This is a genomic window from uncultured Chloroflexus sp., assembly GCF_937129525.1.
Classification (GTDB): domain Bacteria; phylum Chloroflexota; class Chloroflexia; order Chloroflexales; family Chloroflexaceae; genus Chloroflexus.
On record NZ_CAKZNK010000003.1, the window covers coordinates 1 to 12,541 of the forward strand.

A 12,541-nucleotide genomic window follows, 5' to 3' on the forward strand; every position below is an offset into this window, starting at 1 on the left:
TCTTGCCCTAACCGCAATCGAGCTGCCTCCTTTCAGCGAAGAAGAGACGCGCAACTATCTACAGGCAGTTGCGGCAGTAGCCAGAGACGCTGGTGAACGCTCGATCGCCGATACTCTCAGTGAACTGTCATTAGAGCAGAGTCGCAAGATTCATCGCTTCTCTGGCGGATTACCGATTTTGCTGGCCCTGCTCGCAGACTACATCAGTATTGCCGGGTTCCGACGATTGCCCCAGGTGTTTCAGAACGAAATGGATCCAGATCAGGCCCGCCCATTGCTGGAACAACAACTGATTGAACGCCTGATCGAAACCAGTCAGATAAGAGACACCTTGCTGATGCTAGGGCGAGCGCCTAAGGGGTTGAACGCAGAACTGCTGGCTAATTTACTTGAGATTAGCCAGGTGGAAGCACAAAGGCGGCTTGAGCGCATCCAGCGTCTCTCATTTGTTAAAACGCGCAACAATCTCTTCTTTCTGCACGACGAGATGTACGCCTTTCTCCACCGGCAAGTCTACAGCGATCCAGGAGACGCTCCAGAGGCTGAACGTGTCAATACTGTCTTAATTAACTGGTACGATAAACAAATTAAACAATATCGCCAGCAACTTGACAAACGTTTCACCCCAGTTGAACAATCAAACCGCTCCGACTCAACTACGCCGCGGCTGGATTTCAACCAGATTGCACGGATCCAACAAAATATCAATCAACTGCTCGTTGATCAACTCTACTACTATCTACGAAGGAACCCTCTAGAAGGATCTTACCAATTTGTACGCTTGATATTCCTGTCTATTTTTGGCGCGAACCCCTTGCTAAGCACTCATGCGCAAGCCGAAGTTCTGACATTCTTTCATGAACGAGAGCATACAAACCAGCTTTCCAACTTCAGCGATGATGACATCGAGCTGATAAAGGGGATTATCCAGCGTAGACGACTGTTTGAGCTTTATGCCGTCCAAAAATATGAGGAGGTTGTGAACGAAGCAGAACAGTTGCTCCAGCAAAACGTTCGACGTGAAATAGATCAAGCAATGACCAAAGTTTGGAAAATACTGGCGCTAGCAAGTTCAGGCCAGGGAAATATCGAAACGTTGATTGCTGAGGTCGAGCCATGCCTGAAGCGGTTGGCAGCTTCTAGCAAGGAAGGCTCAGATTTACAATCCTGGCTTGCCAGGTTGGGATTAGCCCTTCTCTATCACGCTAAAGGATACGCTTCCAACGCTGCCACCAGGAGAATAGAAGCGTACCAGCTTGCAGTTAAGTTTTGGCGGCGCGTCGATATTCCAATTGGGTTAGCGTGGACGCTCAACAATCTGGGTTTTGCTCACATCAGCTCCGGTAACTTACAAGATGGATTGGCTCTGATTCAAGAAACGATTGAGATCCGCCAGAAGATCGGTGAACGCGCTCAGATTGGAATTGGCTACGCAACTCTGTCGCTCGCACATCTTCACAGCGGAAATCCCAAACAGGCCAGAGAATTGGCCGACAGAGGGTTACGGTTATGTCGCGCTGTCAACTACAAGCTCGGCGAAGGCCTCGCTCTGCGCAACATAGCTGAGATTCAGCGTCGATCAACTATCCGTGAGGAGTCGCCAGAAAAACGACTCGGAGAACTTCAAGAGGCTCTCAGCTATGCGCGCGAAGCTACCAGTATTTTTGAAGAAATGAATAACCAACCCCACTTGATAGAAGCGCTCATTGAAGAAGGATGCACACTACGCGACATGGCAAGTATTCTCCGGAGTCAATCCGAGAGTTCGGAGAGTGTCGAAAACTGGGAAGAACTGTTGCAGGAAAGCAAGCGGGTACTGAGTAGAGCTGCAGAGTTAGCGAAAGATAGAAAGCAGCTCAGCAAAGCCATTGATGCATACGTTACGCTGGCTGCCATCGGAATTGTGGCTAAAGATTTCAAACTGCTCTCCGAATGGCTGAAGCGGGTTGAGGCGGAGATTCCGGTTGACTATCAGATCACCACCCAAGGCAAACCCGACCGGAATAAGTTTGATGATCATTCCCTATTCTGGCAGCTCGCCCGAAGCCATATCAGGATCGGTGACTATCTCCTTGCATCGCAGACAGAAGAAGAAATTAAACGACTGGCAGAACACTATCGAGACCTTCCCGCGCGGTTCAGCTCCTACGCCGCGACTGAAATCAAAGGCAGAAGCGATATACTCAACCTGGCAATCCGCCATTATACCCTCGCCTTCGAGTATGATGACCTGTACAATCCATACCATGTTCGGTCCCAGGCGGTGCAAGATCGCTTGCTCAAGCAGATCAAGGAGTTTGACTTCGAGAATCTGAGAACTGTCGCGGAAGCAGTGAGCAGCGTCGAGAAGGAATTCAAACTGCGCAATTCGTTCATGCGACATCTACTTCAAAGAAGGACTCTGCTACTCAACGAGGAAGACGTTTGAAGGTCTGGAGACATCAGACACCGAAGAGGGCTAGAGCACATCGACACTCATAGATATGTGCTCTAAGCCCCAATACCCATTACATTACAAGTGAAGAAGAGAGACGCAGCTATAGCGCCTCTCTTTATTTTTCAAATACTACAGTGATTGCTGTTAGAAGCATCTTATCAAATTCGTGTCGCGCCAAGAATAAACACAGATTTGGATTATTGCAACGCTTCTTACCTGGTTACCACACCTATATCTAATGCTTACCCTCCCGCAAGACCACTATATTTCAACAACCGCAAGCCCTCCAGTCTCACCACCTCCGGGAACAGGGTCTGATAGATGCGACAATTGGGCGACTTGACATCATAGCGTCCGGTAACACGATAGGTCAACAATGGGCAACCGCCAGCGCACCAGTAGCGCCAGGCACATTCGCGACAACCGGCTTTTTCAGCAACGGCAGGATTCTGCACACCCTCTCTGTCTTCCCGAATGAGCCGCAGCGGATCCTCTACAACAACACTCGTCACAGTGCGCTCAATCTCCATATGACACTTCGCAACACCACCGTGATGATCGATGACCATGTACGAGCGCCCGACGCCGCAAGGATAATCATGCGGTGTATCAAGCCGCGCCCGATCAAGCAACGCGCCAAGAAGACTGTACGGTGGCAGGCGACGGGCAATTACTGCGAATGCCTCGCGCATCGATGCAATGATCTGCTCATCATGATACGCAAGATCGCTAAAACTCGCTGAACAATCGTTTTCACGATAAAAGTTGATCGTAAACGGCAATTCTCGTTCCAGCAGATATTCGACTGTCGCTGCCAGACCGCTCAAATTGCGACGCGATAGCGTGATAGAGATCGAAGGCTTGATCCCATGTTGAGCCAGCCGGTCGAGCGCGCGGGCAACGCGCGAAAACGAACCATGACCGTTAGCAAACCGACGATGGGTATCGTGATGCTCCCCAATTCCATCGAGCGAAATCATGAGACGAATTCCACTGGCGCGCAGCGCGCGTATCACGCGAGAACCGATGGCTACACCGTTGCTCAGTACAATACCCTCCAGTTTCAGACCATGGCGCGCGGCAAGATCGCCAGCATATTGATGCAACGCCACTACCAGTGGAAAGTTTAGCGTAGCTTCGCCGCCCGCATACTTCAATTTAATCCGACGAAAGCCATTGCGCACTGCCGAGCGCGCGACAGCATCTATCGCCTGCTTACCGCGTTCAAAGTCCATCTCATCAGGAGTCTTGCTGACAAAGCAATAGTCACAACGAAGATTGCACTCATTCGTCACATGCAGCCAGACCGTGAGAGTCTCCGACAGAGCGCGTTCGGTCACCAGAGGTTGACCAGCCGGCTGCAAAATTCCTAGTTCAACCATCCGCTTGGCCACTTCACGCGCGCTGCCTCCCATTGCAGCAACACTGTTGAGCGGCGCCGGCTGGTGGAACTGTGTGAAAATCGTCCAGGCCGATTGATTCAGAACAACCACACCAGCCTGACTTCGCGGACTGGACACCAGTTTGTAGCTTCCGGGTAAATCATCGATGTGCAGTGCTGGCGTTGCGGAAACCAGAGTAGTATCTTCATAACGGGGAGGCGAGGTAACTACACGTTCATCAGCGCAGGCGCAATCCGTTTCCGGCTGACGCAATTCCCTGTCAGTTGTCAGGTGGCCATCAACTGAATCTAGATCAGCAGAGCACAAAACAATCGGGGTGGTTGAAGCTTTTGTACGATTGGTCGCATCCATCAGCGATTTCCCTTCTCTTTTCAGTGTTAGTTATGATGTAAAGAAAGGAAAATCAAAAATGTTGTTAATCAGATCAATAATATACACCATGATCTAGACTGTAATAGCTTAAGTGTGTTATGTAAAGTTATTATCGATCCGATTAGATGAACGAGAAATAGCAACCTGCTTCTTATTATACTGCTATTCCGCGTAGTTGTCTATAACTAAATAACACGATAACTATTTGGCAAATACACCTGCATACCTGTCGAGAAAATATTTGACAAAAAAAATCACAAGCTTCGTCGCATTCGTTGATTACAGTAACAGGCTTTTAGTCAGACCTGAGCAATTTGAACTTACCGCAGACACACCTTCTCGGCGCGCATATTCATAAGTGCCAACGTATGGGAACAGGAGAGATTCTGGTGAGATTGAAAAGAGCCGGTAAGAGCTACAGGCGACGTAGATTGAAGATTAGCAGGCCTTCTGTCAGGCTAAACTGTACGCAAGCGCTATCAGGAATTGGCAGCACAGGAGGACGACAATGTTCGAACTAATTCTATTCGCAACAATTTGCTTCAACGTATATGTTTTGTTCAAATTGATTGTAGCTTTCGTGCAAACAGTTACTGTTTTATTTAAGACCTTATTTTCCTTAACTTTCTTGGTTGGGAAAATCATGTTTTTCAGCGCCTTGATCTGGCTGATTGGTAAGATTTTGACCTGAAATCAACATCTTACCAATGTATGTCAAGCGACGAACCGATGATTCGCCTGACAATCACGAATAACAAGGGAGGTCATGGCGAATCATCGCATTGTAGCCACTGGCTAAAACGGAACCTGAATGCGTGCCCACATATCGCTACTACGAACTATACAGTTGAGCGGTCAAAGTTCTAACTCTGATTTGACGCGAAATACTATGCCGGAAAAGCAGCCAAAGATGGATGTTTTCGTTTGACCTGTTATCAGCGCACTATTCCGCATTGTACACTTTAGACTTGCAGCGTAGTAATGCCACCTGCCGGCAACGAAAAAATCGGAGCGAGTCGCGACTCGCTCCAACCTTCCTGGCGCCCCCGGCGCGACTCGAACGCGCGACACGCAGTTTAGGAAACTGCTGCTCTATCCCCTGAGCTACGAGGGCATTGTCGCCTCGAGTCTACCATACTCTGAATGAGCGCGCAAGATGAGCGTATTCCTGCTCTGCTGGCTCAGACAAGCAAGAGACTCACCGCTACCGTTAAGATGGTCACCGGCAACCCCACTTTGAGATAGGCGCCGAACGTTACCTGCACTCCCCAACGCGCCGCCAGTTCAGCCATGATGAGGTTTGCGACCGATCCGAGCAGGGTGAGATTGCCGGCCAGGGTTGCAGTGGCTGCCAGTGTTAGCCAGGCTCGCTCTTGATCGGCAAAAGCAGGAATCAACCCTTGCAGTAACAGAACTGCCGGCACATTGCTGATCAGGTTGGAAAGCGCCACCGAAACAAGACCAAACGGCGCCATGCCAGCTTGCGCCAGCGGCGCCAGCGCAGTGAAGAGGAGCGCAGTCCAGCCCTGTGTTTCCAGAGCATGGGTGACAACGAATAGACCGGCGAAAAAGGTGAGCAGACCCCAGTCGATGGTTTTGAAGACGCGCTCAGGCCGAATGCGGCGGGTCGCCAGTAGCGCGCTGGCCGCCAGAAATGCCGCCAGCGGCACCGGGACACCGATCAGAAACGCTCCTAACATCAGCGCGATGACCAGCGCCGCTTTGCGCAGTAACGGTCGGTAGACCCGGGTGCGCAAGACGTTGGGCGCCGTGAATGGCCCGCTGCGAAACTCGTCACGGTAGACCAGCGCGACGACGATCCAGCAAATGACTAGTCCAATTAGCGCGGTTGGGGTGAGCGCTGCGGCGAAGTCCAGGTAGGGTATCTGTGAAGCGCTGCCGATGATGATATTTTGAGGGTTGCCGGTGATGGTCGCCGCCGAACCGATGTTGGCCGCAACTGCCAGCCCGATGAGATAGGGGAGTGGGTTGCGGCGTAAAGCGCGAGTTACGTCGAGCACGATTGGGGTCATCATCAACACAATCGTATCGTTGAGAAAGAGGGCCGAGAGAACGCCGCTGGCGATGATCACCAGCGCCAGCAACGAACGCGGACCGCGCGCCAGTTGCACGACTTGTTGCGTGACAATGCCAAAGAATCCGGCCAGAAAGAGGCTGCCGTTGATGACCATCATGCTGAACAGAAGTAAGATGGTGTCAAAGTCAATCGCCGCATAGGCCTCTTCCAGTGACATTGCGCCGATGCCGAGCAGCAGCGCCGCGCCAATTAATGTGATCGTTGTCCGATCAGCCCGTAGCAGTGGCCAGCGGCCCACTGCTACACCGAAAATTGTGGCAATCACGATTGCCAGAGCAAGCCATGAGATGAGCATAAGTCAACCGTTAGGGCACGGCAACTTTGCGCTACCGTGCCCCACTCAAACGCCCTTGTACACATTGCAACTGTCAGGTGCAGAAGCTTCGCTACGTCACTGCTGAGCGTCCTGCGCCGGTTCACGATACCCCAATTGCTGGCTGCACGCCAGCGCCGCTGCCCGCACTCGCGGCCCCAGCGACTCGGCGCGCGCGCGACTGAGCCGATTGGACGGTCCCGAGAGGCTGATCGCACCCACTACTTGCCCTCGCCGGTCGAAGATGGGCGCTGCAACGCAGCAGACCCCTTCCTCGCGCTCTTCATCATCGAGGGCGAAACCGCATGCGCGCGCAATGGCTAGCTCGGCCCGCAACCGCTCCTGATCAGTAATCGTCTTGTTCGTCCACTGCTCGAGTCGACTACCGGCCAGATATTGTTCAAGCTCGGCGGGTGACAACGCCGATAGAATTGCTTTCCCGCCACCGGTGCAATACAACGGCGCGCGCTGGCCGACTTCGGTAAACATCCGTACCATATGTGGACTGGGGATCTGATCCTGGTAGACTGCGGCGTCGCCCTGACGGACGATCAGATTGCTCGTTTCACCGGTCTCAGCAGTCAGTTTGATCAGCTCGGCCCGGGCAATCCGAATCAGATCAAAGCGACGACTCTGCGCGGCACGCGCGGCAATTTCCAGCAGGCGCGGCCCCGGCCCGTAACGCCGCGTGCTTGCTTCTTGCGTGACATAGCCGCGCGCCGCTAAACTAGAGAGGAGGCGATGAACGGTCGCCAGTGGTAGATCGAGCCGTTCACTCAATTCGGAAATACTGAGATCATCATCTGCTAGCGCAAGGGTCTCTAACACGTCAAAGGCGCGATCGATTGACTGTACCATATACTTTCCGTAATCCAAAACATTTTTCCATACTAGTGTAAGGGAAAGCGACGTTTTTTGCCAGTATGCCCGGATCGCAATCAACCGGTCACAACCGACACAAATCAAGCCCGGTTTCTCGCAATTGCCGTAACCGCTCTTTTATCTGACAGGACACCCATCCTATGAACATCATCTCTGACCCGGCTCCGCTTGATGGCCTCGGCTCCACCGCCGATCGGAAGGCGCGCCTGCGCAGCGTACCACTACCCGGCCCTCACAACGCCCTCTGGTATTTTCCCCAACTGGCCGGCGGCTATCCGCGCATCATTCGCAACGCTGCTCTGATCCAACTGGCCCGTTATACGCCGAGCATTCCGCTCAAGAACGCCATCTATCGCCTGCTCGGAGCGAAGATCGCTCCCCATGCCAGCGTTGGCCTGATGGTGATGTTTGACATCTTCTTCCCCGAAGATATTACACTCGGCGAAAATTGTGTGATCGGGTACAATACCACTATCCTGTGCCACGAGGTGACCCGTCGTGAATGGAAGCGTGGCCCGGTGGTCGTTGGCCCTGATGTCACCATTGGCGCGAATTGCACCATCTTGCCCGGCGTGCGCATCGGCGCTGGCGCAACTGTCTCGGCGATGAGTCTGGTCAATCGCGATGTGCCACCAGGCGCATTCGTCGGTGGCGTGCCCATCCGACGACTGGATCGGTGAACTCAGCTAGCCTGTCAACGGAATCTTGAATTAAGGAGAGTCACGGTATCGCGCGACTCTTCGGCTGGACACACGAGGTTTGTATGCGCCACATCCGCCAGAGTATCGACTGGATATACGCATTTATTACCGGCCATCCGTGGCTCTTCTGGACATGCATGGCCATCAATCTGGTTGGCGTCGTTTGGGGTGGGATTGTCTGGTACGGGCCGATGCTGATTGCCTCGCCGCCGTGGGCCTGGATCTTCATCCCCGATTGCCCGGCAGCAGCGCTCTACGCGACTATCGCGTTCGTCTTGATCCGCTATGGGCGAGCCACGCCCTGGTTTACGGCCTTCGCCGCCTTCGCCTCTATCAAGTACGGTTTGTGGACTCTCGCCTTCTGGTCTCGTCACTGGCTTGGCGCCGGCACCATCGAACCGCTTGAGCTAATGCTCTTCGTTTCGCATATCGGTCTGACCTGCGAGGGTATTTTGCTCGCCACCCGTATCGGCCCGCTCGGTATTACTGCGCGCGCGCTGGTCGCCGCCTTCTTCAGCCTGTCGATCCTGGTTGATTACGGTTTTGGCTTCCACCCCCCGCTGACCTGGGTGGTGACGCCGGCCTTCGCGATGTGGACAGCAGTGCTCTTGACAAGCGCGCTTGGCTTCTGGTTGACCCGACCTTCTGTCGCGGTAGCGCAGCAGATCGAGTCACGTGGATTGCAGCTCACGAGTGATTACCCCGCTCCTCCTCAGGGAGCCAATGATTGAGTCAGGCGATATTTCATTCGCCGACTCGACTCATCAGCCATTCGCGCAGTTCGTGCCGACGAAGTTTTCCGGCAGCGGTGCGCGGTAATTCTGGCAGAAAGATGATCGCCTTTGGCACTTTGTAACCGGCCAGACGCGCGCGGCAGTAGTCGATCAATTCTGCCACCGTTACCGTTTGCTGCGTGACTACCGCCGCCACCGGACGCTGACCCCATTCCGGATCGGGCAAGCCAACGACACCTGCTTCGGCCACCGCCGGATGGCTGAGCAGCGTTGCTTCAACTTCGGCAGGATAGATGTTTTCGCCGCCAGCGATGATCAGGTCGCTCCGCCGGTCAACGACGTAGAGATAGCCTTCCGCATCGAGATAGCCCAGGTCACCGGTATGAAACCACTCGGTGGGAGGCCTTGGCGCCATGCCCAGATACCCCGGTGAAATCGTCGGGCCGCGGAGGCTGATTTCACCCACTTCACCCGGCGCGGCATTCTGACCGTTCGCTGTCACGATGCGCAACTCAACCGGCGCCAGTGGCTTGCCCGCCGATCCTAACCGCCGTAACGCATCGGCGGGCGAGAGCGTTGCGGCCTGCGACGCGGCTTCTGTCATTCCGTATGTCTGCGTTACCGGAATGCCACGCTGCGCGCACTGCTCGAGCAGCGCCTGCGGAGCCGGGCCGCCGCCGAGCAAGACGCAGCGCAGGTGATGAGGAAACGGTTCGGGAGCAACCGCGAGCAGTCGTTGCAACATCACTGCCACCAGCGAGACAATGGTGATGCGTTGTTCGGTCAGATCGCGCCATACTGCACTCGGATCGAACCGTTCGCGCAATACGACCGGCATCCCGTAGATCGCGCCACGCAGCAGGATGCTCAACCCACCAACGTGAAACAACGGCAGTACCGCCAGCCAGCGGTCGTCATCACGCAACCCCAGATTGAGTAACGAGCCGATGGCATTCCACCAGTGGTTGCCGGCAGTCAGGATTGCGCCTTTGGGCCGTCCGGTCGTACCCGAGGTATAGATGATGGTGTGCGGCGCTGACAGATCGATCAGCGTTGCCGGTAGCTCCTCGTCACCCGGCGGCGCGGCCAGGTCCTCCAGGGCAATCACCGGCTTCTGAGCGATTACTTCACGCGCCACAGCGAGTAGTTCGCGCTCGGCCACCAGGGCATCCGGTGCGCTATCGTTGATTTGAAAGGCCAGTTCGGCGGCAGTGAGGCGCGTATTAAGCAGAACCAGCGTTATGGCCGCGCGCGGCGCCGCATGCACAACCGCGACATAAGCTGGTCGATTGCGCGCAAGAACTGCTACCCGCCCACCTTTAGGTACCAGTTGACTAAGCCGCGCTGCCACTGCGCCGGTCCACCGGTCGAGTTCGGCAAAGGTATACCTTGTCTCAGCGCTGATTAACGCCGGTCGTTGCGGATGTAGCGCGGCCTGACGCGCCAGCCAGTCAGGGATGAGAGTTGTCATTATCAGGTAGACCCAACAATACCTGGCGGCAAGAGAGCAGCCAGAGGGATCACGGTTGTGAAGTGGATTGGGCCGCTAGCCCAATAGCAAGCCAAGCGCAAATAATACGCCAAAGATCAGATGGAGGCGAGCGGTGCCGGCCAGAGCTTTATTCAACGCTCGCCCACGCTCACGATTGACAAAATCGATCAGGTTGAGAGCCATTGGTATTGTCAGCCAGGCCAGCAAGGTAAACGGCGATTCTCCGCCCCACATCCAGGCCAGCGGCAGCAGCACAAACGCGCCGATTAACAACGCCGCATACTCACTGCGCGCAAACCGTTCGCCAAATATTACTGCCAGGGTTCGCTTGCCTGCCTTGCGGTCGGTCGGCGCATCGCGCAAATTATTCACGACCAGAATGGCAGTTACCAGCATTGCGACCGGCAATGCTGCCCACAACGCTACCCAGCGCCATTGGCCGGTGTGCGCGTAATCGGTGCCGATGACGGCGACCAACCCGAAAAAGACGAAGGTGAACAGATCGCCGAGACCATTGTAGCCAAGCGGAAACGGGCCAGCAGTGTAGAGAATGCCGGCAGCAATCGAGATCAGTCCGATCACCAGAATCGGCCAGCCGGCCACGACGATCAGGTATACACCGCATAACGCTGCCAGACCGAAGCTGACCAGCGCCCCTGTTAGCACCGTCTTTGCCGGCAAGAGACCACTCTGCGTCACGCGGGGTGGGCCGAGGCGTTCGCTAGTGTCAGCCCCTTTCCTGGCATCAAAATAGTCATTTGCCAGATTGGTACCGATCTGAATGAAGAGCGCTCCCAGCAACGCAGTCAGCATCACCAGTGGTTGAAACATGCCGGCGCTAAAAGCCAGCGCCGAACCGACCAGCACCGGCACAACGGCTGCCGGTAACGTAGCCGGACGCGATGCCATTAACCAGACCTTCAGCCGCGACGGCGGCGCCGCCGGAGCTGCTTTAGTGGTCATGTTTCATCTCCTTTACTAGTTGGAGTCTCAATGGGCAACGTTTTACCGGAAATAGCAACATTCTTTTGATTGGGAAACTGGCTTTTCCGTCATCCACCCTAAACAGGTGGATGACGGGGAGTTGTTTGTTTTAGTGGCAATGCATAGTGTCAGCGCGCGTCGCTGGATTAGAGGTCAGCATTACGGGTAGCGCCGGAAACGACGGAAGTTTGGTTTTCGCTTTTCCAGAAATGCCTGTTTGCCCTCTTGAGCTTCTTCAGTCAGATAGTACAGCAGAGTGGCATCACCGGCCAACTGCTGCAAACCGGCGTAACCATCAGCGGCGGCATTGATACTGGCCTTCAGCATACGGATGGCCAGCGGGCTTTTCTCAAGAATCTCGCGCGCCCACTGTACCCCCTCATCTTCCAATCGCTCGAGCGGAACAACCGCATTGACCAGGCCCATCTCGAGCGCCTGCTGAGCGTTGTACTGTCGGCAGAGATACCAGATTTCGCGCGCCTTCTTATCACCGACCATGCGGGCCAGTAGATTTGAACCGTAACCGCCATCGAAGCTACCGACCTTTGGCCCGGTCTGCCCAAAGATGGCGTTGTCAGCGGCGATGGTCAGATCACAGACCACGTGCAGCACATGGCCGCCACCAATTGCGTACCCCGCCACCAGCGCGATGACCGGCTTGGGAATAATGCGGATCAGACGTTGCAGATCGAGCACATTGAGCCGCGGAATCTGATCTTTGCCTACATAGCCACCGATGCCGCGCACACTCTGGTCACCACCAGAGCAGAAAGCCTTGTCGCCGGCACCGGTAAACAGGATGACACCGATCCGCTCATCGTCGCGCGCGCGCGAAAAGGCGTCGATCAACTCATTAACGGTTTCAGGCCGAAACGCATTGCGCTTCTCTGGCCGATTGATGGTAATTTTGGCAATCCCCTCGCCAGCCGCGTCGTGCTCGTAGATTATGTCAGTGTAGTCGTGAACCTTTACCCACTCGATTGGCATAGTAGTCCTCGCTGTTCTCGTGTAATCAGCCTGTAAATAATGTACCATAACCTTGTGGTTGGCTCGTAGGGGAATAGGCGAGAGGCGAGAGGCGATAGTAGGGGCGCAGCGGTGCTGCGCCCACTTCGCGCGCGGTGC

General features: G+C 54.8%; 9 protein-coding genes and 1 tRNA gene. 3 read left to right on the forward strand and 7 right to left on the reverse strand.

All coding sequences use genetic code 11. The features are described from left to right. Window positions 1-2,428: tetratricopeptide repeat protein (locus tag Q0650_RS00035; protein ID WP_298814345.1), on the forward strand; the 2,428-nt coding region annotated here is incomplete at its 5' end. A gap of 251 nt (window positions 2,429-2,679) precedes the next feature. On the opposite strand, the gene Q0650_RS00040 is transcribed toward Q0650_RS00035, so the two are convergent. The 4 genes from Q0650_RS00040 to Q0650_RS00055 all read right to left on the reverse strand — a co-directional run bounded on the left by Q0650_RS00040 (window position 2,680) and on the right by Q0650_RS00055 (window position 7,481). Further along, a complete protein-coding gene (locus tag Q0650_RS00040) occupies window positions 2,680-3,930 on the reverse strand; it encodes a radical SAM/SPASM domain-containing protein (RefSeq protein ID WP_298814348.1) in 1,251 nt (416 codons plus the stop codon). A 1,320-nt stretch (window positions 3,931-5,250) separates the two neighbouring features. Continuing rightward, window positions 5,251-5,326, reverse strand: a tRNA-Arg gene (locus Q0650_RS00045). Window positions 5,327-5,393: 67 nt separating this feature from the next. Next, the gene (locus Q0650_RS00050) at window positions 5,394-6,605 is read right to left on the reverse strand and encodes an anion transporter (RefSeq protein ID WP_298814351.1); all 1,212 of its coding nucleotides are present in this window, start codon (window positions 6,603-6,605) and stop codon (window positions 5,394-5,396) included. A gap of 96 nt (window positions 6,606-6,701) precedes the next feature. Then, a complete protein-coding gene (locus tag Q0650_RS00055; protein WP_298814354.1) occupies window positions 6,702-7,481 on the reverse strand; it encodes an IclR family transcriptional regulator in 780 nt (259 codons plus the stop codon). Window positions 7,482-7,645: 164 nt separating this feature from the next. Between Q0650_RS00055 and Q0650_RS00060 the strand changes: the two genes are divergently transcribed. Together Q0650_RS00060 and Q0650_RS00065 are read left to right on the forward strand one after the other, a co-directional pair. Continuing rightward, window positions 7,646-8,185 carry a DapH/DapD/GlmU-related protein gene (locus Q0650_RS00060; RefSeq protein WP_298814357.1) on the forward strand — a complete coding sequence of 180 codons (540 nt, stop codon included), beginning with the start codon at window positions 7,646-7,648 and terminating at the stop codon, window positions 8,183-8,185. Between the two features lie 83 nt (window positions 8,186-8,268). Then, window positions 8,269-8,937, forward strand: a complete 669-nt coding sequence (locus tag Q0650_RS00065; RefSeq protein WP_298814360.1) for a DUF1405 domain-containing protein — start codon at window positions 8,269-8,271, stop codon at window positions 8,935-8,937. Window positions 8,938-8,950: 13 nt separating this feature from the next. On the opposite strand, the gene Q0650_RS00070 is transcribed toward Q0650_RS00065, so the two are convergent. From Q0650_RS00070 to menB, 3 genes are all read right to left on the reverse strand, one after another. After that, a complete protein-coding gene (locus Q0650_RS00070) occupies window positions 8,951-10,411 on the reverse strand; it encodes an o-succinylbenzoate--CoA ligase (RefSeq protein WP_298814363.1) in 1,461 nt (486 codons plus the stop codon). A gap of 75 nt (window positions 10,412-10,486) precedes the next feature. Continuing rightward, window positions 10,487-11,395, reverse strand: coding sequence for a 1,4-dihydroxy-2-naphthoate polyprenyltransferase (locus Q0650_RS00075; RefSeq protein WP_298814366.1), 909 nt, complete (start codon window positions 11,393-11,395; stop codon window positions 10,487-10,489). A gap of 180 nt (window positions 11,396-11,575) precedes the next feature. Then, window positions 11,576-12,403, reverse strand: a complete 828-nt coding sequence (gene menB / locus Q0650_RS00080; RefSeq protein WP_012256004.1) for a 1,4-dihydroxy-2-naphthoyl-CoA synthase — start codon at window positions 12,401-12,403, stop codon at window positions 11,576-11,578. Between the last annotated feature and the right edge of the window lie 138 nt (window positions 12,404-12,541).